At 64.0% G+C, this 22,180-nt stretch carries 21 protein-coding genes; 12 read left to right on the top strand and 9 right to left on the bottom strand.

From position 1 onward, the window contains the following. Positions 1-2: 2 nt before the first annotated feature. The 5 genes from fghA to V1479_RS12530 form a co-directional block, all read right to left on the bottom strand. The gene (fghA, locus tag V1479_RS12550; RefSeq protein WP_368803182.1) at positions 3-836 is read right to left on the bottom strand and encodes an S-formylglutathione hydrolase; all 834 of its coding nucleotides are present in this window, start codon (positions 834-836) and stop codon (positions 3-5) included. Between the two features lie 40 nt (positions 837-876). Further along, a complete protein-coding gene (locus V1479_RS12545; protein ID WP_368803181.1) occupies positions 877-1,329 on the bottom strand; it encodes a YaiI/YqxD family protein in 453 nt (150 codons plus the stop codon). Between the two features lie 20 nt (positions 1,330-1,349). Then, a complete protein-coding gene (locus V1479_RS12540) occupies positions 1,350-2,153 on the bottom strand; it encodes a hypothetical protein (RefSeq protein ID WP_368803179.1) in 804 nt (267 codons plus the stop codon). Between the two features lie 104 nt (positions 2,154-2,257). Next, on the bottom strand, positions 2,258-3,040 hold the full coding sequence (locus V1479_RS12535; RefSeq protein WP_368803178.1) for a DUF1353 domain-containing protein: 783 nt from the start codon (positions 3,038-3,040) through the stop codon (positions 2,258-2,260). A gap of 79 nt (positions 3,041-3,119) precedes the next feature. After that, on the bottom strand, positions 3,120-4,247 hold the full coding sequence (locus tag V1479_RS12530; RefSeq protein ID WP_368803177.1) for an S-(hydroxymethyl)glutathione dehydrogenase/class III alcohol dehydrogenase: 1,128 nt from the start codon (positions 4,245-4,247) through the stop codon (positions 3,120-3,122). Between the two features lie 218 nt (positions 4,248-4,465). On the opposite strand from V1479_RS12530, the gene V1479_RS12525 reads away from it, so the two are divergent. The 4 genes from V1479_RS12525 (at position 4,466) to V1479_RS12510 (ending at position 10,143) form a co-directional block, all read left to right on the top strand. Continuing rightward, entirely contained in the window at positions 4,466-5,254 is a 789-nt protein-coding gene (locus tag V1479_RS12525) for a YbaY family lipoprotein (RefSeq protein WP_368803176.1), read from the top strand. Between the two features lie 123 nt (positions 5,255-5,377). After that, complete coding sequence (dnaE, locus tag V1479_RS12520) at positions 5,378-8,911, top strand: DNA polymerase III subunit alpha (RefSeq protein WP_368803175.1); 3,534 nt, start codon at positions 5,378-5,380, stop codon at positions 8,909-8,911. 178 nt (positions 8,912-9,089) lie between these two features. Further along, positions 9,090-9,716 (top strand): LysE family translocator, encoded by a 627-nt coding sequence (locus tag V1479_RS12515; protein ID WP_368803174.1) that lies wholly within the window; start codon positions 9,090-9,092, stop codon positions 9,714-9,716. A gap of 196 nt (positions 9,717-9,912) precedes the next feature. Next, positions 9,913-10,143 carry an alpha/beta hydrolase gene (locus tag V1479_RS12510; protein WP_368803173.1) on the top strand — a complete coding sequence of 77 codons (231 nt, stop codon included), beginning with the start codon at positions 9,913-9,915 and terminating at the stop codon, positions 10,141-10,143. Between the two features lie 37 nt (positions 10,144-10,180). On the opposite strand, the gene V1479_RS12505 is transcribed toward V1479_RS12510, so the two are convergent. Continuing rightward, complete coding sequence (locus V1479_RS12505; RefSeq protein ID WP_368803172.1) at positions 10,181-11,068, bottom strand: PhzF family phenazine biosynthesis protein; 888 nt, start codon at positions 11,066-11,068, stop codon at positions 10,181-10,183. 92 nt (positions 11,069-11,160) lie between these two features. Between V1479_RS12505 and V1479_RS12500 the strand changes: the two genes are divergently transcribed. From V1479_RS12500 to V1479_RS12490, 3 genes are all read left to right on the top strand, one after another. Further along, positions 11,161-12,018 carry a LysR substrate-binding domain-containing protein gene (locus V1479_RS12500; protein WP_368803291.1) on the top strand — a complete coding sequence of 286 codons (858 nt, stop codon included), beginning with the start codon at positions 11,161-11,163 and terminating at the stop codon, positions 12,016-12,018. 176 nt (positions 12,019-12,194) lie between these two features. Continuing rightward, positions 12,195-13,853: an FAD-dependent oxidoreductase gene (locus V1479_RS12495; RefSeq protein ID WP_368803171.1), complete on the top strand. Its 1,659-nt coding sequence runs from the start codon at positions 12,195-12,197 to the stop codon at positions 13,851-13,853. A 24-nt stretch (positions 13,854-13,877) separates the two neighbouring features. Then, entirely contained in the window at positions 13,878-15,125 is a 1,248-nt protein-coding gene (locus V1479_RS12490) for a DegT/DnrJ/EryC1/StrS family aminotransferase (RefSeq protein ID WP_368803170.1), read from the top strand. A gap of 10 nt (positions 15,126-15,135) precedes the next feature. Here the strand turns inward: V1479_RS12490 and V1479_RS12485 are convergent, their stop codons facing one another. Beyond that, positions 15,136-16,389, bottom strand: coding sequence for an NAD(P)/FAD-dependent oxidoreductase (locus tag V1479_RS12485; protein WP_368803169.1), 1,254 nt, complete (start codon positions 16,387-16,389; stop codon positions 15,136-15,138). 136 nt (positions 16,390-16,525) lie between these two features. Beyond that, positions 16,526-17,125, bottom strand: coding sequence for a TetR/AcrR family transcriptional regulator (locus tag V1479_RS12480; RefSeq protein ID WP_368803168.1), 600 nt, complete (start codon positions 17,123-17,125; stop codon positions 16,526-16,528). Between the two features lie 91 nt (positions 17,126-17,216). On the opposite strand from V1479_RS12480, the gene V1479_RS12475 reads away from it, so the two are divergent. Then, complete coding sequence (locus V1479_RS12475; RefSeq protein WP_368803167.1) at positions 17,217-17,714, top strand: anthrone oxygenase family protein; 498 nt, start codon at positions 17,217-17,219, stop codon at positions 17,712-17,714. 10 nt (positions 17,715-17,724) lie between these two features. Here the strand turns inward: V1479_RS12475 and V1479_RS12470 are convergent, their stop codons facing one another. Further along, entirely contained in the window at positions 17,725-18,438 is a 714-nt protein-coding gene (locus V1479_RS12470; protein WP_368803166.1) for a DNA helicase, read from the bottom strand. 219 nt (positions 18,439-18,657) lie between these two features. Here V1479_RS12470 and V1479_RS12465 point away from each other — a divergent pair, with 219 nt between their 5' ends. The 4 genes from V1479_RS12465 to V1479_RS12450 all read left to right on the top strand — a co-directional run bounded on the left by V1479_RS12465 (position 18,658) and on the right by V1479_RS12450 (position 22,180). After that, on the top strand, positions 18,658-19,284 hold the full coding sequence (locus V1479_RS12465; protein WP_368803165.1) for a class I SAM-dependent methyltransferase: 627 nt from the start codon (positions 18,658-18,660) through the stop codon (positions 19,282-19,284). A gap of 34 nt (positions 19,285-19,318) precedes the next feature. Then, complete coding sequence (locus tag V1479_RS12460) at positions 19,319-21,001, top strand: cation:proton antiporter (protein ID WP_368803164.1); 1,683 nt, start codon at positions 19,319-19,321, stop codon at positions 20,999-21,001. Between the two features lie 78 nt (positions 21,002-21,079). Then, complete coding sequence (locus V1479_RS12455; RefSeq protein ID WP_368803163.1) at positions 21,080-21,634, top strand: helix-turn-helix domain-containing protein; 555 nt, start codon at positions 21,080-21,082, stop codon at positions 21,632-21,634. Positions 21,635-21,643: 9 nt separating this feature from the next. Further along, on the top strand, positions 21,644-22,180 hold the full coding sequence (locus V1479_RS12450) for a GNAT family N-acetyltransferase (RefSeq protein ID WP_368803162.1): 537 nt from the start codon (positions 21,644-21,646) through the stop codon (positions 22,178-22,180).

Genomic DNA, 22,180 nt, shown 5'->3' with positions numbered 1-22,180 from the left:
GGTCAGACAAGCCGCTGTGCGTGCCAGCGCAGGTGGTCATCCATGAAGGTCGAAATGAAGAAATAGGAATGGTCGTAGCCTTCGCGCATGTTCAGCGAAAACGGAATGCCGGCCTTGTGGCAGGCATCCTCGAAAAGCCAGGGGCGAAGTCCGTCGTCCAGGAAACCGTCGGCCTTGCCCTGATCGATCAGGAACTCCGGGAAGCGCGCGCCGTCCTCGACCAGCGCACAGGCATCATAGGCGCGCCAGGCTGTTTCGTCTTCGCCGAGATATTTCTGGAAGGCGGGTTTCGACCAGCCGGCTGTCGATGGCTGCACGATCGGTGCGAAGGCGGACGCCGAGCGGAAGCGGTCGGGGTGTTTCAGTGCAATGGTCAGCGCGCCATGGCCACCCATGGAATGGCCGAAAATGCCCTGGCGCTCCATATCGGCGGGAAATTCGCGCGCGATCAGCGCCGGCAATTCCTGCGTGACATAGGAATACATCCGGTAGTTCCTGGCGTAGGGCGCCTCGGTCGCGTCGACGTAGAAGCCGGCGCCGGCGCCGAACTGCCAGTTGTCCTTTTCATCGGGCACGGCTTCGCCGCGGGGGCTGGTGTCGGGACAGACGACGATGAGGCCCAGTTCGGCCGCGAGCTGCCGATATTCACCCTTGTCCATCACGTTCTGGTGCGTGCAGGTCAGCCCCGAGAGATACCAGAGCACGGGCAGGGGGCCCTGCGCGGCCTGCTGCGGCACGAAAACGGCGAAGGTCATGTCACAGGCGCAGGTCTCGGAGGCGTGAGAATAAACGCCCTGAAGGCCGCCGTGGGAGAGGGAGGTCGATAGAGTTTTCATGGACCCGGGGTAGCCGATGTGACGCCCGCTGTCGACACGCTCACGCGACCTTCATCGCCCGCCGCACCGTCTGGTCGAGCGCCGACAGGAAGGCGGAGCGGTCGCGCGCCGAGAATCCGGGGTTGAAGCCCCTGATTTCGCCGGTCTCGCGCAGATGCTGCTTCAGGTCGCGCATCGCCACAGCCATGCCGATCGATTCCGGCGAGAACGGGCGCCCGGTCGGCCCCAGCACATGGACGCCGAGCGGCACGAGGCGCGCGGCCAGCGGCACGTCCGCCGTGATTGCGATGTCGTTGTTCGCGGCGTTTGCGACGATCCAATCGTCGGCCGCGTCCGCGCCCTTGGAAACCACGACGTTGCGAATCATTGGATCGCGAGAGGGGCGCAGGCCGCCATTTGAGACGAAGGTCACCACGAGCTCGTGGCGCGCGGCGACCTTCACCACCTCGTCCTTGACTGGACAGGCATCGGCATCGACGAATATCTGCGGCATGCTCGCCCTTGGCTGGTCGGCTATTCGGGCAGGTGACAACGCACGAGGCGTGCAGCGGTGCCACTGCCCGGCTGCCCTATCTCCAGCGTGTCGTCATCCGGCATCGTCAGCATGATCTGGCGCTCCTCGGTATCGCCTTCCGCGATACAGGAGGCTGCAAGCGTTGTCGAACCGCCGGACATCGCCGCTTCCTCGAAGTTGCACACGCTTTCATAGCGGCGGATCGTCGTCGGAGTGATGACGGCCATCATTTCAACCGGCTCCACGTCGATCGCGCCGCATGATGCCGCATCGCCCGCCCAGACGCCGACATAGGCGGGGCCAACGCCGGCAGGCCCGGCCCGCGCGGCGGCGCGGGTGTCGGCGCGCAACTGGTCCGGGGGTGCAAGCACCGCTGCCGGATCGCCAGGCGAGGTCTCGATCGCGCTGTCGGATTCCTCGATCCTGCGTTGCAGCATCTCGACGCCCGATTCGAAATCGCGCAGGGCCTGCTTGCCGATCTCGTCCAGCGACGCACCGATATCGCGCGCCACTTCTCCAGCCCTGTCGAGAGCCGGTCCGGCGTCTTCCAGCAGGCGCTCGGTCCGTTCGCGGGCATCGCGCGCCAACTCGCCGGCGCCCTGAAGAATGGCGTCGGCGCCTTCGCCGATTTGGCGCATCGCGCGATCGGTGCGCTCCTCCTCGCTGGGCGCAGCCTCCGGTGCCTCGACGGTTGCCGGTGGTTCCTCGGTCTGGACCACCGTCTCCTGTTCATCGCTGCATGCCGCAAGCGCCAGCAGTGAAATGCCGGCCAGCAGAAGCAGGCCCTTGTTGCGGGTTTTCATGATGTTGATCTCGCCCTTCGTCGCAAACGCCCTTCAAGCGCAAAATGCGCGGAGACGTGCTGCGGTTCCCCTATGAGGGGCGATGCATGCCATGTCCAGCCCGCCTAGCGGTCCGGAAGCTCGATGCTGCCCTCGGGCACGGTCGCATTCGCCAGCAGGGCCAGCGCCTCGATTTCCTCTTCCGTCGGTGCTTCGATCCGCACCGCATCCTCAAGCCGTTGGTAGTTTTCGGCCGTCGGCACCCTGCGGAACTCGGTAAGCGTTGCGTAGGTCACCGGATTTTCGATCTCGGCGATGCTCAGCACCTCGTCGACGCGACCTTGCACGGAGGTGCCGAGACTTTCCTCCAGCGTGAAGGATTCGAGCGTCGCGATAAGCTCCTCGGATGTGTCGAAACCCGCCACGGGGACTTCCGTGCTCAATTCGTTGAGTTCGTTCGACGGGGCGCCGCAGGCTCCGGTAAATGCCGTATAGGCCCGCACGGCGAGATATTTGCTGTAGCGTTCGGGATTGGTGACGCCATCGGCCTCCATGGCATCCCGAAACATGCGATGCACGTCTTCGGCGCGTTCCGTGCGAAGATCGCAATAGTGGTCGTGGATCACCGAGGCACGGCGATAATTGCCGACGAAGGGGGAGCCGGCGAAGGTCCACAGCGCGCTGGGGATGGAGGCCCCGTCGATCTTGGCACCTTGCGGCACATTCCAGACCCGGCCAGCCTTGTCCCTGAAGGATACAGCCGAGACGAGCTGCATCTGGCGATGGCGATTGGCCGGGTCCGAGAGCCAGCGGAACTCAAACGTTCCGCTGAACTGCGCGGATGCCGGCGTAGAAAACGTGCTGAGAACTGTCGAAGCGGCTGCAAGTAAAATACCAGGACGCCACACCTCTGCCTCCCGCGTGCTTCTGCTTTCACCTCGGTCGTATCGATATCACATTTGTCTCAACCGGTACATCGGGCGGCTTCTAGTACACCACGACGCTTCGAATGCTCTCGCCGGCATGCATCAGGTCGAAACCCTTGTTGATGTCCTCGAGCTTCAGGGTGTGGGTGATCATCGGGTCGATCTGGATCTTGCCGTCCATGTACCAGTCGACGATTTTCGGCACGTCGGTACGGCCACGTGCGCCGCCGAAGGCGGTGCCTTTCCACACCCGGCCGGTGACGAGCTGGAACGGCCGCGTGGAGATTTCCTGGCCTGCGCCGGCAACGCCGATCACGATCGATTCACCCCAGCCCCGATGAGCGCATTCAAGGGCCTGGCGCATGACCTTCACGTTGCCCGTGCAGTCGAACGTGTAGTCGGCACCGCCGATCTGGTCGGCCCCGCGCTTGGTCATATTGACGATATGAGCCACTACGTCGCCGTCGATCTCGGTCGGATTGACGAAATGCGTCATGCCGAACTTCTCGCCCCAGGCCTTCTTGTCGTTGTTGACGTCGACGCCGATGATCATGTCGGCGCCGGCAAGGCGAAGGCCCTGGATGACATTGAGGCCGATACCGCCGAGCCCGAAGACGGCCGCTGTCGCTCCGATCTCCACCTTGGCGGTGTTGATGACCGCGCCGATGCCCGTCGTCACGCCGCAGCCGATGTAGCAGATCTTGTCGAACGGGGCGTCGGGGTTGACCTTGGCCACCGCGATCTCCGGCAGGACGGTGTGGTTGGCGAAGGTCGAGCAGCCCATGTAGTGGAAAATCTTGTCCTTGCCGATCGAGAAGCGCGAGGTGCCGTCCGGCATCAGGCCCTGGCCCTGGGTCGCGCGGATGGCGGTGCAGAGATTAGTCTTGCGCGACAGGCAGGACGGGCAGGAGCGGCACTCGGGCGTGTAGAGCGGGATGACGTGGTCGCCCTTCTTCACGCTGGTCACGCCGGGGCCGACATCGACGACCACGCCGGCACCCTCATGGCCGAGGATGGCCGGGAATATGCCTTCGGGATCGGCGCCCGACAGGGTGAACTCGTCGGTGTGGCAGATGCCGGTCGCCTTGACCTCGATCAGCACCTCGCCCTCGCGCGGGCCCTCGAGGTCCACCTCCATGATCTCCAGCGGTTTTCCGGCGGCAACTGCGACGGCGGCGCGTGTCTTCATGGGGCGATTCCTCTTGGCGTTTCTTGTCTTGCGGCAACTTTTCAGGAAATGCCGCCTGCATCAAGCGCGGTGTCGCCCAATGGAACGCGTCTGGCAGGCCGGCAAATTGTCACATCGAAGCCCTTCAGATGTCGTCATGCGGCGGCTGCGGTACGGTCGGAACGATCTTTGCCACAATGTTGGGGTTTGACGCTGCCAATCAGTCAAGGAGAGCTTTCATGTCGCAAACCCAATTCACGCGCCGCACTCTGCTGGCCCTTTCGGCGGGCGCCCTTGCCGCGAGTGCGGTCTCTGCCCGCGCCGACGCGCCCGACGCGCAGGATCGTACGATCGAAGGCAACGTCGTCTATCGCGAGCGCATGATGTTGCCGGCCGGCGCACGGGTCGAAGTGGAGCTGGTCGACGTCTCGCTTGCCGATGCGCCCGCAACGGTGATCGGACGCACCGAGATCAAGGATGCGACGGCGAGCCCGATTCCCTATCGGATCAGCTACGACCCCGCTTTGATCGAGCCGCGCCACAGCTATGCGTTGCAGGCGCGCATCCTTGACGGCGACACGCTGATGTTCATCAACACCACCCGGCACTCGGTGCTGGGCGACGGGGACGAGGCTGGCCCGGTGGAGATCCGCGTCGAGCGCGTCGCAGCGCAGCGGGACGGCGCAGCGGCGGATTCGCCGGTCGGCAGGTGGCTGGCGGAAGACATCCTTGGCGGTGGCGTCATCGACAATGCGCAGACGACGCTTGAAATTGCCGAAGACGGGCAGGTGTCCGGTCGCGGCGGCTGCAACAGCTATGGCAGCACTGCCTCCATCGAAGGCGAAAAGCTGACCCTGAGCCCGGTCGTCGCGACGCAGATGGCCTGTCCTGAGGCGCTGATGAACCAGGAACAGAAGTATTTCGATGCGCTTAGCCGTGTTGCCGCCTTCCGACTGGTGCCCGCCGAACAGAAGCTGCTGCTGCTCGATGCCGACGGTGAAACCCTGGTGCGTCTTGCCGCCATGTAGGCATGGTTCCCCCCGTCGATTGCATGTTGACGGACGGGCAGGGTGGCCGATCGGGACTCGACGTGGCTGGCGCAATTGGGGACTATTGCGCCAGCCCTCCCTTGAGTCTTCGATTGGATGAAAATGGCCGAACGACCCTCGCGCGATCCGATTCTACGCGAAGCACAAGGCGCTGCCGGGGCAGTGGCGACCCCGGCCGCGCGGCCCTTCGTTCACCTGCGGGTTCACTCGCCCTATTCGCTGCTGGAAGGGGCGCTGCCGCTGGGCAAGATCATCGGGCACGCGGTAAAGGACCGGGCGCCTGCGATTGCCGTGACCGACACCAACAATCTGTTCGGTGCGCTGGAATTCGCCCAGAAGGCGGTGAAGGACGGTGTGCAGCCGATCATCGGCTGTCAGCTCGACGTGGCCTTTGCCGATGCTTCCAGCGAGGGGCAACGGCATAACGGTCACCGGCGCCAGGGCCCGGCGGTGGAGCCGCTTGTGCTGCTCGCCGCGACCGAAGCCGGCTATGCCAATCTCGTGCGGCTGGTTTCCCGCGCCTATCTCGACGTGCCGGCGGGCCTGCCGCCGCATGTCGACGCGGACTGGCTGCCGGCGCTTGCCGACGGCATCATCTGCCTGACGGGCGCCGCGCGCGGGCCGGTGGGTGCGATGCTCAAGGCCGACAGCCGCGCGCAGGCCGAGGCGCGGCTTCTGTTCCTGAAGAACGCTTTTGGCGACCGTATCTATGTCGAATTGCAGCGCTATCGCGGCTACGACAAGGCCGTCGAGGCTTCGACGATCGACCTTGCCTATGCGCACGACCTGCCGTTGGTGGCCACCAACGAGGCTTTCTTTCCAGCCGCCGACGACTACGAAGCGCATGACGCGCTGCTGGCGATCGCCGAGGGCTCGGTGGTTGCCGTCGACGACCGCCGCCGGCTGACGCCGGACCATCATCTCAAGTCCCAGGCAGAGATGACGGCGCTTTTCGCCGACCTGCCGGAGGCGATCGAATCCACGGTCGAGATCGCCATGCGCTGTTCCTATTACACGCAGACGCGCAAGCCGATCCTGCCGCGCTTTACCGGCGCGGACGCGGCAGATGCCGAAGCAGCGATCGAGGCGGAGGCGGAAGAACTGGCCCGCCAGGCGCGCGAGGGGCTGGACAAGCGCCTTGCCGCGCATGGCCCGACGGAAGGCTACACCGAAGCGGATTATCGCGAACGGCTGGAATTCGAGATCGGCATCATCACCCGGATGAAGTTTCCGGGTTACTTCCTGATCGTTGCCGACTTCATCCAATGGGCCAAGGCGCACGAGATTCCCGTCGGCCCCGGCCGTGGTTCGGGCGCAGGCTCGCTGGTCGCCTATGCGCTGACGATCACCGACGTGGATCCGCTGCGCTTCTCTCTGCTGTTCGAGCGCTTCCTCAATCCCGACCGCGTGTCGATGCCCGACTTCGACATCGACTTCTGCCAGGACCGCCGCGAGGAGGTGATCCGCTACGTGCAGGAGAAGTACGGCCGCGACCAGGTCGGCCAGATCATCACCTTCGGAACGCTGCAGGCGCGCGCTGTGCTGCGCGACGTCGGCCGTGTGCTGCAGATGCCCTACGGCCAGGTCGACCGGCTGTGCAAGATGGTGCCGGCCAACCCCGCCAACCCGGTCAAGCTGAAGGATGCGGTGGAAGCCGAGCCACGCTTCGCCGAGGAGGTGGAGAAGGAGCCGGTCGTGCAGAACCTGCTCGACACGGCGATGAAGCTGGAAGGGCTGTATCGCCACGCCTCGACGCACGCCGCCGGCATCGTCATTGGCGACCGGCCGCTTTCCGAGCTGGTGCCGATGTATCGCGACCCGCGCTCCGACATGCCGGTCACCCAGTTCAACATGAAGTGGGTGGAGCAGGCGGGGCTGGTGAAGTTCGACTTCCTCGGCCTCAAGACGCTGACGGTGCTGGAGACCGCGGTCAAGCTCATCCGCAGGCGCGGCGTCGACATCGACCTGTCGTCGATCCCCTATGACGACCCCGAAACCTACGCGATGCTGTCGCGCGGCGAGGTCGTCGGCGTGTTCCAGGTGGAATCGGCGGGCATGCGCAAGGCGCTGATCGGCATGAAGCCCGACCGCATCGAGGACATCATCGCGCTGGTGGCGCTCTACCGCCCCGGCCCGATGGAGAACATCCCCACCTATAATGCCCGCAAGCATGGCGAGGAGGAGATCGCCTCGATCCACCCCAAGATCGACCACCTGGTGAAGGAGACGCAGGGCGTCATCGTCTATCAGGAGCAGGTGATGCAGATCGCGCAGGAGCTTGCCGGTTACACGCTCGGACAGGCTGACCTCTTGCGCCGCGCCATGGGCAAGAAGATCCGCGCCGAGATGGAGAAACAGCGCGGCATCTTCGTCGAAGGTGCGACCGCGCGTGGTGTGGCCAAGCCGCAGGCGAACTTCATCTTCGACCTTCTGGCGAAGTTCGCCGACTACGGCTTCAACAAGTCGCACGCCGCCGCCTACGCCATCGTCTCCTACCAGACCGCATATCTGAAGGCGCATTATCCGGTGGAGTTCCTGGCAGCGTCGATGACGCTCGACATGAACAACACCGACAAGCTAGCCGATTTCCGCGCCGACGCGATGCGGCTCGGCATCGAGGTGGTGCCGCCGTCGGTGAGGACTTCGCACCGGCCGTTCGAGGTCGGCGAAAACCGCATCTACTACGCGCTGGCCGCCATCAAGGGTGTCGGCGAGGCGGCCGTCGACCACATCGTGGAAAAGCGCAAGGAGAAGCAGTTCGAATCGCTTGAAGACTTCTGCTCGCGCATCGACCCGCGCATCGTCGGCAAGCGCGTCTTCGAAAGCCTGATCGCCGCCGGCGCCTTCGACTGCTTCGGCCACGACCGCGCCTCGCTGTTCGCCGGACTGGAGCGGATGATGGGCATGGCTGCGCGTGCTCAGGAAAACGCCGCCTCCGGCCAGTCCGACATCTTCGGCGCGGCCCTCGGCGCGCAGCCCGAAAAGCTGGTGCTGCCGCCTTGCGAGCCGTGGCTGCCGGCCGACCGACTGCACCGCGAATTCGCGGCCGTCGGCTTCTATCTCTCGGCGCATCCGCTCGACGAATACAAGGCGCTGCTTGAAAAGATGCGGGTGCAGAACTGGGCGGAGTTCCAGGCGGCCGTGAAGCGCGGGGCGACGGCCGGCCGGCTTGCAGGCACGATCACCTCGAAGCAGGAGCGCAAGACCCGCACCGGCAACAAGATGGGCGTCGTCAACTTCTCCGACACGACCGGCCAGTTCGAGGCGGTGCTGTTTTCCGAGACGCTGGCGCAGTTCCGCGACGTGCTGGAGCCGGGCCGTTCGGTCGTCATCACCGTTGCGGCCGAGGACCGGCCTGAAGGCGTCAACCTGCGCATCCAGACCGCGCAGGCCCTGGAGGACGAGGCCGTGCGCCACCAGAAGGAAATGCGTATCTACCTGCGCGACGCGACCCCGGTCGGCACCGTCGCATCGCAGCTCGGCACACGCGGCGAGGGGCAGGTCTCCTTCATCGTCATCAAGGGCGAGGGTCAGGGCGAGATCGAGGTCGCACTCCCCGACCGCTACCGCATCACCCCGCAACTGGCCTCCGCGATGAAGGCCGTGCAGGGCGTGGTGGAAGTGGAGCTGGTTTAAAGGCCGGGGTCTTGCAGGGCGCCGGCGATTTCTGCTTTCCTCGCTTCACCGTCTTCGAATTGTCGCCTGAAATCAGACGTTTTCAGATCGCTCTTCGCCTCATTTACCGTCTGAATGTTTCTTGTTTTCAGACGCCGAATGTGGATTGCTGATCTGCGGTGTATAGAGGACAGCTAAAATGATCGACCAGACGGTGCTGATAACCTACTCGCTCATTGTACTCGGGTTCGTTTTCATTCCCGGGCCCGCAACCCTCCTCACAGTCGCCCGCGCCACAACGTCGGGTACGAAAGTGGGGATTGCAACGGGGGCAGGAATCACCGCTGGCGACATCATCCACACGGTCATGGCCGTTGCTGGAATTTCCGCGATCATTGCTGCCTCCGCGACACTGTTCAGCATCGTGAAATATCTTGGAGCAGCCTATCTCGTTTACCTGGGCTTTAAGGCTATTCTGGACAAGGCTCCAGTCGATCTTGGGCAGGGGCGTCTCCCGATCACCGCGCCGCAGGCTTTCCGTCAGGCAATACTCGCCGAAGTTCTGAATCCCAAAACAGCACTCTTCTTCCTGGCATTCCTACCTCAGTTCGTCAGGCCAGAGAACGGTCACGTGGTTGTACAACTCACCATTCTCGGTGTGTTGTTCGCAGCAATCGGGTTTTTCAGCACAATCGTGTACTCGGTCGCAGCCGGGTGCCTCGGCAGCTTCCTGCGTCGCAACCCGGCTGTTCTGAAATGGCAAGGCAAGGTTGTCGGAGGCATCTACTGTGCGCTTGGCGCACGTTTGGCGCTACAGGACCGGTAAGAGCCTTTCCTGGATCTATTGGCCGCCTTCCGCACGCCGTTGCCCCGTTATGGAAACACGACCATGACGGTGGTCGAGGACTAGTACGGCGCCGGCGCTCGTCGCCAATGCGACAGCAAACCTTTGGCCGGTCCGTGCCGCCCGCCCTCAGGGAATGGTGTGTTTCAGCACGAACGCATACCTGCGTCATGTGTGCTTGCTCCAGTCTGGCGGGCGAAAAGAGGCCACACGCGGACTGACCAACGCCCAGCACTTCTTCATCGCCGAGGCCGGTCACGGTGCTCTCGCCTATCGCGATTGCGTGAAGGACATGACTGCGGCCTTCATCGATAATCCGGCGCGGAAACTTGGAGACCAGTGCGTCAAGGAGACGGCGGTGCAGCCATTCTACATCGCGCCCTGGGTCAAAGCGGAGAAGGCGGAATAGTGCGGTGCAGGCGAGACCGGCCCCATCTCGCCGGTCTCTAGATGAAAAGGCCGCCGCGCATCACCACCACTCCGGCTCCCGAGAGTTCCGGGTCCGGCACGAGCCTGAGGCGAAGTATGCTCGGGCGGCCCATCTTGGTGCCTTGCTCGATTTCGATCGTCTCGCCCATGAGCCCTTCGCGCGCGAGATAGGCCGCCAGAGGCCCGGCTGCCGTGCCGGTGGCTGCGTCTTCCCACAGACCAACCGTCGGATTGAAGAAGCGCGCATAGGCTTGATCGGGTGACGCGGGATCGAATGCGTAGATGTAGCAGCCTTCGCCACCGACCGAGGCAAGGACATCGAGAAGCGCTTCTGCTGACGGCTTAGCGCGATCCACGATCGTGCGATCCCGCACGCGGACAAGCAGGTGCGCGGCGCCTGTGCCAGCCACCCGCGGTCGCGGTTCGACCAGTATGTCTTCTGCCTGAAGCTGGAGAGCGGAGGCCAAGGCAGCGGGCTCGTCGAGCGGTGAAAAGAGATTGAGCCGGGATTGCCGCATGCGTCCGAAGATGCGTCCGTCGATCTTCTCCAGCACAATGGGCAGAACCTCGCCGGCAATTTCCTGATGAAACGTGCGGGGCGTGTCCAGGCTGCCAAGCCGGCCTTCTTCGGCCAGCCAGAGCCATGCTCCGAGCGCGTTATGACCGGCGCCGCCCACCTCGGCGCCTGCCGCCGTGAACGAGCGGAGTTTCCTATCCGCCCTGTCACTGCGCATCACGAAGGTCGTTTCGGCCTGATTGAATTCTCCGGCTATCCGGCGCATCTGCGCCTCGGTGAGCGCATCAGCGTCTTCGACAACGGCCAAGGGGTTGCCGGTCAGCGGGGCATCGGCAAAAACGTCGATCAGTCCGGCCGGCAAGGCGCCGGCATGCGATTGCAGGGTCAAAGCGAAACTCCTATTCTTTCGCCTGACATTGCCTGAGAAAGCCTTTGTTCCTAAACGCGCATTGCTTGCCGTAACCGAAAGGGAAACTTGTCATTCGGCCATCCCTGGAGTCCCTGCGTGTGCTGGAAATGTGCGTCGCTGCTGGCAGCTTTGCCGCCGCGGCCGATCGTTTGTACCTCAGTCCGGCTGCTGTAAGCCTGCGGATACGCACTCTCGAAACGGAGCTAGGCCAGGCGCTCTTCATGCGCGTGGGTCGCCGCGTCGTTCCGACGCCGGCCGCGACGGCACTGGCGAGCCGGGTTCGGGGGGCGCTGAACGACATTGCGGATGCACTCGACACGTTTCAGGCCGCAACGCCGGCGCTCCGGGTCACCGCGCCGCCGACATTCGTGTCGCGGTGGCTCGCACCGCGTCTTTCCGGCTATGCCGCGCTCGGCAGGCCCAGCATCGAGCTCGACGTGTCGTCGGACGTGCGCGAGCCGAATACCTTCGACGTGGCGATCAGGACGGGGCGGGGCGGCTGGGCCGGGCTGGAGGAACACCCGCTGATGCCAGTGGACGTAACTCCGATGGTCGCGCCGGAGCTGCTTGGGACAAGGACACTTTCCACGCCCGAGGACCTGGCTCACTTCGAACTGTTGCCCCATCCCGACTGGGAGCATTGGTTTTCCGAGGCGAAAAGCCGGCCGCCGCGGGACCTGCGGTTTGTCGGCGTCGACTACCAGATATTCGAGCTGAGCGCGCATGCAGCACTGGAAGGTAGGGGTGTTGCGTTGTTATCGCCAGCGTTGTTTCGACCGTTTCTCGCCGAGGGTCGCCTCGTAGCGCCGTTTTCCACTGTGTTGAGCGGACCGGAATGGTATTTCGCGCTGATGCGCGAGGGGGATTCCCGGCCTGCACCGCAGGACTTCTGTTCATGGTTAGGCGATCAGGCACGCAACGCCGCCTGAGAAATGCCTCTGGCGACCGGGCTGTAGCGACCTGCCGTCAGGACGTGCTCTTCCTCCGATTTGCGGACCTGCGTACCTCTCGACAGGCGAGGCAGTGCGACGGACATTCGTGCGACTAGTAGAGGATTCCCACACGATCGATCCCGGACGGGCCAACCGGGCAGGGGTGGTTGGCGATGCTGGCAGACAGGCAGGACGGGCTTTCCGGCCGCGATCATAATATCTGTATCATCGGTTCGGGGCCGATCGGCATCGTCACGGCGCTTGAACTGGCGCGCCAGGGCCAGGCCGTTACGCTGCTGGAGTCCGGCGCACACATGGCCAGCGTCGAGGCCTCCCGGCATTCGCGGGCCGAGATCGTCGGTACGCCGAAGCACGCTGACATGATGGTGGCCGTCCAGCGCAGTCTCGGCGGCACGTCGAACCTTTGGGGTGCCGGCTGCGTGCCGCTCGATCCGATCGACTTCGAACGCCGGCCCGGCCTGACCGATGCATCCTGGCCGCTCGAATATCGCGATTTCGCCCGCTATTTCGCCGATGCGTGTCGCTATGCCAATTGCGGTCCGCCCGTTTTCGAAGACGAGCCGCCGGGTGTTGACTTGGGTGATCGCGCGTTCCGTTGCTCGAACCTGATCCGCTTTGCCGATCCCTCGAGCTTCCGCATTGCGCATGAAGCCGAAATCATGCGTTCGCGCCGTATCGCCCTGCATCTGGATGCAACGGTAACGGGCATGGAACTCGCCACCGACGGCCGCATAGCGTCGGTGACCGTGCGTCGCAGGACCGGTGAGGTCGCCACCGTAAAGGCGAAGGTCTTCATCGTTGCCTGCGGTGGCATTGAAACCGCCCGACTGCTGCTTGGTGTCCAGCGCACTGCGCCCGGCCGTTTCGGCGGCCTCGATGGTCCGCTCGGGCGTCATTACATGGGCCATCTCTCCGGCGAGATCGCGCAGATGCGGCTTTCCAGCGGTACGCTCGATGCGGGCTTCGATTTTTTCAGGGGAGCGCACGGCCGCTACGCGCGCCGGCGCATTATCGCTTCGGACGACGTCCAGCGCCGGGAGAATGTGACGAACATTTCCTTCTGGCCATTCATGCCGCCCTTCCGCGACGCGGCTCACCGCAGTGCGGTGCTGTCGCTGGCCTATCTCGCGCTCAGCATGCCTGCGGTCGGCCGGCGTCTTGTCAGCGAGCACCTGCGGGAACGCAACTCGACGCCGCGCGCAGCGGTCGCGCCGCATCTGGGCAACCTGGTCACCGGGCTGCCGGAGCTGCTGCGTTTCATGCCGCGCTTCGTGCACGGGCGTTTTCTCGCCGATACACGGCTGCCGGGACTTCATGTCCGCAATGCGGGGCGGCGCTACGGCGTCCACTATCATGCCGAGCACCTGCCGCATCCAGACTCGCGGATCAGCCTTTCCAATCATCAAGACGAGCTCGGCATGCCGCGGGCGCGCATCGACATGCGGGTGTCCGAGGCGGACGTGCTGCCGATCATCCGGACCCACCAACTCCTTCGCGACTGGGCTGCGCGCACCGGGCTCGGCCAGTTGGAATGGCTCTGTGAGGAACACGACATGGCTGCGCGCGTGCTGGCGCAGGCGCCCGACGGCGTTCACCAGATCGGGACGGCGCGGATGGGTGCGAACCAACGCGCCGGCGTTGTGGATGGCGACTGCCGTGTGTTCGGATCGTCAAATCTCTTCGTTGCGGGCAGCGCGGTCTTCCCGACCTCCGGTCAGGCAAACCCGACCTTTTCGGCCATCGCGCTCGCCGTGCGTCTTGCACGATATGTCGCCGCCGAAGTGCCGACACACTCTTTTGCGGCAGGATGAGGATTCAAACACGAGGTCAGAAAGATGTCAGCGACGCCCAAGCAGGTTATCTACCCGATGCGTTATCTTCGCCCGTTGTGGGAGAATCCGGCCGATGCCGAGGCTGCGTTCAAGAGCCGCCTCGCTGACTTCCTGGGCGGTGGCGTCGATGTCGTTCCGTTGGGGCGGGCCCGTGCCGGCATCCACCTTGCAGCGAGGTTCGCGCGGCTACGTACCGGCAACCGCAGCCGGGTGGTGATGCTGCCGCATACCATTCCCGATGTCATCAACATGGTGCGCTTTGCAGATTGCGAGCCTGTCTTCGTCGATACGTTGCCGGATTCGACGAATGTCGATTTCGACCATCTGACAGAGGTCGTCGACGACAAGACCTGCTGCGTCCTCATCACGCACTACCACGTCAATCAGGAGCGCATCGGCGACATAAGGGAGCTTTGCAGGCAACGGGATGTGATGCTGTTCGATGATTGCGCCATTGCGCTGGAAGGCGACTATCAGGGGCGGTGCATGGGCGCGACCACGGATGCGAGCATTTTCAGCATGTCAGGCTTCAAGTCGCTCAACTATGTCTGGGGCGGGGCGCTTGCGACCGACCGCGAGGACATCGCGGCCTATATGAACGACGAACTGGCTACTTTCCCCGAACTGACGCCGGCCCAATACAAGGAGCATATGCTGGCGGTGCTGAAATACGATCTGGCGACGCGGCCTGGCATTTTTTCGGGAGTCACCTTCCCGGCGATCCGGCGCAAGTCTCGTGTTGGCTGTGGGCAGGAAGCGCTATGCTTCGTGCGGCGCGAAACGGAAGCGATCGAGGAAACCGTTCTGAGCCGCCCGCGGCCGGGCGTGCTGGGCGAACTCGTGCGCAAGCTGGATACGGTAGGGCAGCGGCTCGCACACCGGCGCATGATTGCGGCGGTCTATGACCGGTTCTTCGCTGACCGCAGGGTAGCGCCCGAGGCCAGCGACGCGGTGCGCGCAGGCTCGTGTTTCACCTTCTATCCGATACTCGTCGCTCCCGAACGGCGCGACAGGATTTACCGGCAGATGATCGAGCGCGGCTACCATATCGGGCTTTCGGTGTATCCGAACGCCCATGAGACCGAGGCGTTTTCGAGTGTCAGCGGCCGTTCGCGCAACATTTCGAGGCTGGTGCGCTCAATGGTGTCGCTGCCGACGCATCCCAAGGTAACGCGCGACTATGCGCAGGCACTTGCCACGATGCTTTCGAAAATGGCGTGCCATTTCGTGCCGGCAATCGCGTTCGTCTGAACCCGTCGCCTCAACGCCGCAGCGTCTCCTTCTGGGTGATGAGCCGCGCGGAGTTCTGGCCGGACAAGTAGCTCCATAGCCAGCTTATCGAGACCATCAGCCGCGATCGGCCGCCTATCAGGAAATAGATGTGGGCGATGCCCCACACCCACCATGCCAGCAAGCCCTTCATCTGGAAGCGGCCGAAGTCGATGATGGCGGCGTTCTGGCCGATCGTGGCAAGATCGCCCATATGCCGGTAGTGGAACGGGGCGCGTGCGGCCTTTCCGTCGAGCCGGCTGCGGATGAGCCTGGCGGCGTATTTGCCCTGCTGTTTGGCGGCGGGTGCTATGCCGGGCACCTGCCTGCCGCCGGACTCGACATTGGCGGTATCGCCGAGCACGAAAATGGCCGGGTCGTCCGGCAGTGCGAGCGTGTCGGTGACCTTGACGCGGCCGGCGCGGTCGGCCTCGGCGTCCAGCCATTGCGAGGCAGGAGAAGCCTGCACGCCCGCTGCCCAAATGATGGTACGTGAGGGAATGGGCTTGTCGCCGAGCATGATGCCTTCGGCCGTGCAGTCGGTCACCGGGACACCGGTCAGCACCTCGACGCCCCGCCGCTCGAGCGCGCGCGTCGCATAGTCTGCCAGATCCTCCCTGAAGGCCGGAAGGATACGCGGACCGGCTTCAATCAGCAGCACCCGGGCGCGATGTGTGTCGATATGCCGGAATTCGCGCGGCAGGATGCGGTGCGCCAGCTCGGCGATGATGCCGGCGAGCTCGACGCCCGTTGCGCCGGCTCCGACGACGGCGAAGGTGAGCTGCGCTTCCCGCTCGGCCTCATCGTCGGTCAGTTCGGCGCGCTCGAAGGCAAGCAGCAGCCGGCGGCGAATCGTGGTGGCATCTTCCAGTGTCTTCAGGCCAGGTGCGTCCGCCTCCCAGTGGTCATTGCCAAAATAGGCGTGGCGCGCGCCGGTCGCGACGACCAGCGTGTCGAAGGGAATGCGCGTGCCGCTGTCCAGGACCACCTCGCGCGCAACGCGATCGACGCCAGTGACGGTGGCAAGCAGGGTTGTGACGTCTTCGCGAGACCGCATCACCCGGCGGATCGGCCACGCGATCTCGGAGGTTGCCAGCAGCGTCGTGGCAACCTGATAGAGCAGGGGCTGGAACAGGTGGTGATTGCGCTGGTCGATCAAGGTGATGTCGCAGCCCGCGCCCTTGAGACCCTGTACAAGCTGCAGACCGGCAAATCCGGCTCCGACGACGACCACCCTGTGTTTCATGCATCCGTCTCCGCTTCATGCGAACTGCTGCGCACAGTACCGTTGCGATAGCCACTTAGCACTTGCAGCATTTTTGACCAGTCCGATGGCGCACTGCGGCACAGGGCTGTCGGCGAAAACGCTACAAGCCGAGCGATCAGCCGCTGCAGAGTTTGCGAAATGCCTGCAGCGCTTCTTCCGACCGCGCGCTTACGACAGCCTTCGAAGGCGCCGGTACGGCATGGATGACGCGCCTGATCTGCTGGTCGCCGATCAGCAGGCTGATGAACCATTCGGCAGCCGTGCGGGCAGAGGGCGCGACGATCGAGCGGTTCGTTAGACCCCGGCGCATCAACTCTTCGATCAAGGGCAGGACCGAGTCGCGCCCGCCTGCGGCCAGCGCCGCGCCCAACTCGCCGCTTTCGTCGGCCGCCGCGGCCCGATTGAGCGAGATCGCGCGCTCGCCGAGGAGCATCGACAGGAGTATCGGCGCGATCGTCTCCAGGCTCTCCAGAGGATCGGCGCCACGGTCGAGTGCACGCTTCAACTCCGTTCGCGTCGCTTCGGCGTTGCTTTCGACCATGGCGCGAAACAGACCCCGCTTATCGCCATACCAGCGATAGAGCGTTTCGTTGGAAGCCTTGGCTTCGCGGGCCACGGCCAGCATCGACGCGCCGCGATAGCCGCGCGCGCGAACCACCCGATATGCCGCCTCCTCGATCTCGGCCTGGCGCTCGGCCCTTGCTTCGTCACGCATCAAGATCCCCGCTTTCTCATTGACAATAAGCGTACACGACTATACGTCTCGGTAAAGGCGTACATAAATTTACGGATTTGGAGAGGCTGTCATGTCGAGGACCGAAACCACACTTGCCGTCGTGTCGATCCTGTTCTGCGGCGCGATCTTCGGGTTTTTCTACGCGTGGGTCTGCTCCACGATGTGGGGGCTGGACGCGACGGATCCGCGCGTTGCTATTGCGGCCATGCAGGCGATGAACGGCTCGGTGCGCAATGCCGTGTTCTTTCCCGCCTTCTTTCTGACGCCGGTCGTGCTGGCGGTCACCGCAACCGTGTTTTTCCTGCGCAGGCGCAAAGTACCGGCAGGCTGGTTCGTTGCGGCGGCGCTCGTCTATCTCGTCTTCGGGCTGTTTCTGACCATGAGCGTCAACGTGCCGATGAACGAGGCTCTGGCCGTGATTGCCGTGCCGGACGACATCGAGGCCGCCCGGACGATCTGGCAGGACTATTCCGAACGCTGGCAGTTCTGGAATCAGGTTCGAACAGTTGCCTCCGGCCTGTCGCTGGCATTGGCTGCCATAGCGCTCGTCCAAGGCGGCCGGGCATGAGACGGGCTGGTCAGCTTCGGCCTGTTTCCCCGAGGTGGATGCGACCGGCGTTCAGGAAGCACATCCGGTCGAACAGCGTCAGGTCGAGCGGGTTCGGTAGCCGGATGTCAGCGGCATCTGGAAAAGGTTTTTCTGCCGGGTCGTAGGCACGGTCGATCTGGGAAAGAACGGCAATGGTCAAGCCTCGCCGATCTGCGAAGGATTTCAATGCCGCTACCTGCACCGCCAGTTCCGGGTTGGTGCGTTTCTGATCCAGCAGTTGCAGATAGTCGATCACCGCAAGGGTGCCGCGCGGCGCGTCTGCCAGCCTGGCGATGATGTGGTCGGCGCAAATCCCGTCCGAGCCGTCGAACACAAAGAGGTCCGCATCGAGCGACGGGTTGGTGCCCAATGCGCGAAACCGGTCGATTACGTCGCGTTCGTTGTATTCGAGCGAGAAGAAGAAGGCGCGGCGTCCCGCTTTCATGGCCTCGATCGCGAGCTCGAGGCCGAGCAGGGTCTTGCCCTGACCGGGCCGCGCTCCCAGCAGGACAAGATCGCCGGCGTTCAGCCGCGCGGATAATCCCGCCGCCGGCCTGGCCGCACGGGCGGCAAGCAGGCTCCAGCTTGAATAGCCTTCGCGATGAGCGACCCTGTCGAGGGCGGCGTGAAGTGGAATGCGTTGCTCCCGCGCCAACAGCCGCGCGTTGCGTTTGAGACGATAAATCGGTGCCGAAAGGATCATCGGACAAAACCTCCTGATGCGAGCGATGCCTGCAATCCCTCCTTATGCGGGTGCTCGACCAGTCGGTTCGAGGGTTCGTCGCCCTGCATGAAAAATGCTTCCCCGTCGGGAGGGTGGAGGCGCGGGCGGCACCTAGTGGGCAACATAGCCGATTCGAGCGAAGGATGCCTTGTGCAAAGTCGATTTCGGGCGGTAGCTAGGCGTAACAGGAGAGGGGCCATGAGCGAGCGACAGGCGCATTGGCAGCGGGTCTACACAAGCAAGGAAGAGAACCAGCTAAGCTGGCACGAAGACGCCCCGGCGCTATCGCTGGTTTTGCTCGGCGAGGCCGGCCTGCGGCCCGAGATGGCTGTCGTCGACATTGGCGGCGGCACGGCGCGCCTCGTCGACGCGTTGGTGGCGCGCGAGCAGACGCACGTTACCGTACTCGATCTCTCACCAGCAGCGCTCGAGACCGCAAAGAAGAGGCTGGCCGGCGCCGGGAATGTCGAATGGGTCGCTGGAGATGTGACAGAATGGCAGCCGAAGCGGCCCTATGACCTCTGGCACGACCGTGCCGCGTTTCATTTCCTGACTGCGCCTGAGGACCAGCGAGCCTACATGCGGGTGATGGCGCGCGCCTTGAAGACGGGCGGCAGGGCCGTGATCGGCACTTTTGCGCTAGACGGTCCCGAAAAATGCAGCGGCCTGCCGGTGGCGCGTCACGACGCGGCGAGCCTTCGGGCGGTTCTGGGCGAGGGGTTCTCGCTGATCTCGACACGCAGGAATGAGCACACGACGCCATGGGGCGCGGTGCAGCAGTTTCAGTTCGGCACCTTCGAAAAGCTGCCCCAGCCTTTGGCTTAGTTGCGACAAACGGCCCACGGGCAAAGAAATGGACATGACCATGGAGTATTCCGCCTTCGGCGAAATCGCCCTGTTGCTTGCCGTTGCCGCGGCGGTGGGGCTGGTCGGTGTGCTGCTGCGCCAACCGCTGATCGTCAGCTTCATCGCTGTCGGGCTTGCGGCAGGGCCTTCGGCATTCGACCTCGTACGCTCGCATGCCGAAATCGAGCTGCTCGCCGAGCTCGGCGTGGCGGTGCTGCTTTTCCTGGTCGGCATCAAGCTCGACGTGAAGCTGATCCGCTCGCTGGGCGTCGTCTCGCTGACGACGGGCCTGGGGCAGGTGGTGTTCACCTCCGTGATCGGCTTTGCCATCGGTCTGGCGCTTGGATATTCGCCGACGGACAGCCTCTACATCGCCGTGGCGCTCACGTTTTCGAGCACCATCATCATCGTGAAGCTTCTGTCCGACAAGCGCGAGATCGATTCGCTGCATGGACAGGTCGCGCTCGGCTTCCTGATCGTGCAGGACCTGGTGGTCGTGCTCGCGATGATCGTGCTTTCCGCCGTCGGCGTGGGGACGGCCAGCGGCGGCGAGGCCGGCGGTGTAGGCGCGATCCTTCGCGTCGTGGCAAGCGGCGTCGTGCTGGTGGCCTTCGTGCTCGTTTTCGTCCGTTTTATCGCAGACCCCCTGACCGAGCGCATGGCAAGCGCGCCCGAACTGCTGATCTGTTACGCGATCGCGTTAGCTGCATGCTTCGCGGCAATCGGGGAGGCGGCGGGTTTCGGCAAGGAACTCGGCGGGCTGCTGGCCGGCGTCGCGCTCGCCTCGACACGGTTTCGCGACGCGATCGGTGCCCGGCTGGCACCGCTGCGGGATTTCCTTCTGCTGTTCTTTTTCATCGCGCTGGGCACGGGGCTCGACATCGGGCAGCTCGGTTCCGACCTGCCGGCCGCGTTCCTGTTTTCGCTGTTCGTGCTTGTCGGCAACCCGCTCGTCGTCCTTGCGATCATGGGAGCGATGGGATTTCGCAAGCGCACCGGATTTCTGGATGGCCTGACGGTGGCGCAGATCAGCGAGTTCTCCTTGATCTTCATTGCCATGGGGGTGTCACTCGGCCATCTCGATGCCTCGATACTGGGGCTCGTCACGCTGATCGGCATCGTGACCATCGCGCTTTCCACCTACATGATCACCTATTCGCACCGGCTCTACGCACTTTGCGAACCGCTCTTGTGGCCTTTCGAGCGGCGGACGTCGCATCGCGAGCAGGCAGCGGATTCGACAACCGGTACACGCTACGACGTCATCCTTTTCGGGCTCGGCCGCTTTGGCACGGCGATAGGGGCGCGGCTGGCTGCGACAGGCGCGAAGGTTCTGGGCATAGACTTCAATCCGCAGGCCGTGCGACAGGCGCGGGCCTTGGGCATGGACGCCGAGTTCGGGGATGCCAGCGATGCCGAATTCCTGGCGTCGCTGCCGCTGGAACATACCGGTATCGTGGTATCTTCGACGCCGGCCCATGAGACCGGTGTCACGCATGACGATGCAAGACTGCAGCTTGTCGGCGCGCTGAGGGCCAGCGGATACGGCGGGCGGATCGCGCTGACTTCGCACAAGGCGCAGGAAGTGCCGGCACTGATCGCTGCGGGCGCGGACTTGGTGCTGGAGCCGTTTCAGGATGCCGCGGACCAGGCAGTGGAACGACTGGTTCAGCACCTTCCAACCGCAGAGGCATAACAGGTAAGTCTACAGCCCGGCCACTTGACTGCATCTCATATTTGGGAAATATTCTCCTTTATGAGAGATGCGCGGAACATGGCGGATTCGGTCGATCAATTGATTGCCCAGCGGCTGAAGGCGCTGCGCGGCGAGCGTGGCTGGTCGCTTGATGAACTGGCGGCGCGCAGCGAGGTCAGCCGCGCGACCCTGTCGCGGCTGGAAAATGGCGAGACCAGCCCGACCACGGCCGTGCTCGGACGGCTTTGCTCGGCTTACGGGATGACGCTGTCACGATTGATGCTGATGGTGGAAGAGGGGTTTGCGCCAGTCGTGCGGCAGGCGGAACAGCCGGTTTGGAACGACACGGAGGCGGGCTTTCTCCGCCGTTCGGTCTCGCCGCCAGCCACCAATCTGGCCGGAGAGGCGCTTGAGTGCCAGCTCGAGCCTGCGACCCGGCTCGACTATGACGGGCCGCCGCGGCAAGGCATGGAGCATCACCTCTATCTGCTGGAGGGGGCTCTGGAGGTCACCGTCGAAGGGCGAAGCTACAGTCTCACGCCCGGGGATTGCCTGCGCTACCAGCTTTTCGGGCCAAGCAGCTTCGTGACTCCGCAGGAACGCGGGGCGCGTTACGTTCTCTTCATGGTGTGAGACAAGCGAATGACAGACCACCGGTTCGAAATCCTTGCCTGCGATGCCGCCATGCTTGAACGGCGCATTGGTGAATTCTCCGCCCTGCTGCAGGCCTGCGTGCATGATGGCGCGAGCATCAGTTTCATCATGCCGTTTTCGATAGACGATGCCGAGGCATTCTGGCGCGGTAAGGTCGCGCCGAGTGTTGCTGAGGGCTCCTCGCTGCTTCTCGTGGCGGAAGCGGAAGGCCGGATTGCCGGCAGTGTCCAGCTCGACCATGATACGCCGCCGAACCAGCCGCACCGCGCCGAGGTGCGCAAGCTTCTGGTGCATCCGGACTTCCGCCGCCGCGGCCTTGCGCGCGCCTTGATGGCCGAGCTGGAAGCGCACGCCCGCCTGCTCAGGCGCAGCCTGCTGACGCTCGACACCCGCACCGGCGACCGCGCCGAGCCGCTGTACGCTTCGCTCGGCTATCAGACGGTCGGCGTGATCCCGAACTTCTGCCGCGATCCTTTTGCTGCCGACAAGCTCGACGGCACGACCATCATGTACAAGGCTCTCTGA

Source organism: Neoaquamicrobium sediminum, from assembly GCF_040970315.1.
Classification (GTDB): domain Bacteria; phylum Pseudomonadota; class Alphaproteobacteria; order Rhizobiales; family Rhizobiaceae; genus Aerobium; species Aerobium sediminum.
The sequence above is the reverse complement of the archived record's forward strand: the minus strand, read 5'-3'. Positions and strand labels throughout refer to the sequence as shown.

Excerpts from the sequence above, each read along its gene's own strand:
- fghA (WP_368803182.1), bottom strand. The coding sequence starts at position 836 with ATGAAAACTCTATCGACCTCCCTCTCCCACGGCGGCCTTCAGGGCGTT.
- V1479_RS12545 (WP_368803181.1), bottom strand. The coding sequence starts at position 1,329 with ATGCCGCAGATATTCGTCGATGCCGATGCCTGTCCAGTCAAGGACGAG.
- V1479_RS12540 (WP_368803179.1), bottom strand. The coding sequence starts at position 2,153 with ATGAAAACCCGCAACAAGGGCCTGCTTCTGCTGGCCGGCATTTCACTG.
- V1479_RS12530 (WP_368803177.1), bottom strand. The coding sequence starts at position 4,247 with ATGAAGACACGCGCCGCCGTCGCAGTTGCCGCCGGAAAACCGCTGGAG.
- V1479_RS12525 (WP_368803176.1), top strand. The coding sequence starts at position 4,466 with ATGTCGCAAACCCAATTCACGCGCCGCACTCTGCTGGCCCTTTCGGCG.
- dnaE (WP_368803175.1), top strand. The coding sequence starts at position 5,378 with ATGGCCGAACGACCCTCGCGCGATCCGATTCTACGCGAAGCACAAGGC.
- V1479_RS12515 (WP_368803174.1), top strand. The coding sequence starts at position 9,090 with ATGATCGACCAGACGGTGCTGATAACCTACTCGCTCATTGTACTCGGG.
- V1479_RS12495 (WP_368803171.1), top strand. The coding sequence starts at position 12,195 with ATGCTGGCAGACAGGCAGGACGGGCTTTCCGGCCGCGATCATAATATC.
- V1479_RS12490 (WP_368803170.1), top strand. The coding sequence starts at position 13,878 with ATGTCAGCGACGCCCAAGCAGGTTATCTACCCGATGCGTTATCTTCGC.
- V1479_RS12485 (WP_368803169.1), bottom strand. The coding sequence starts at position 16,389 with ATGAAACACAGGGTGGTCGTCGTCGGAGCCGGATTTGCCGGTCTGCAG.
- V1479_RS12480 (WP_368803168.1), bottom strand. The coding sequence starts at position 17,125 with ATGCGTGACGAAGCAAGGGCCGAGCGCCAGGCCGAGATCGAGGAGGCG.
- V1479_RS12475 (WP_368803167.1), top strand. The coding sequence starts at position 17,217 with ATGTCGAGGACCGAAACCACACTTGCCGTCGTGTCGATCCTGTTCTGC.
- V1479_RS12470 (WP_368803166.1), bottom strand. The coding sequence starts at position 18,438 with ATGATCCTTTCGGCACCGATTTATCGTCTCAAACGCAACGCGCGGCTG.
- V1479_RS12465 (WP_368803165.1), top strand. The coding sequence starts at position 18,658 with ATGAGCGAGCGACAGGCGCATTGGCAGCGGGTCTACACAAGCAAGGAA.
- V1479_RS12460 (WP_368803164.1), top strand. The coding sequence starts at position 19,319 with ATGACCATGGAGTATTCCGCCTTCGGCGAAATCGCCCTGTTGCTTGCC.
- V1479_RS12455 (WP_368803163.1), top strand. The coding sequence starts at position 21,080 with ATGGCGGATTCGGTCGATCAATTGATTGCCCAGCGGCTGAAGGCGCTG.
- V1479_RS12450 (WP_368803162.1), top strand. The coding sequence starts at position 21,644 with ATGACAGACCACCGGTTCGAAATCCTTGCCTGCGATGCCGCCATGCTT.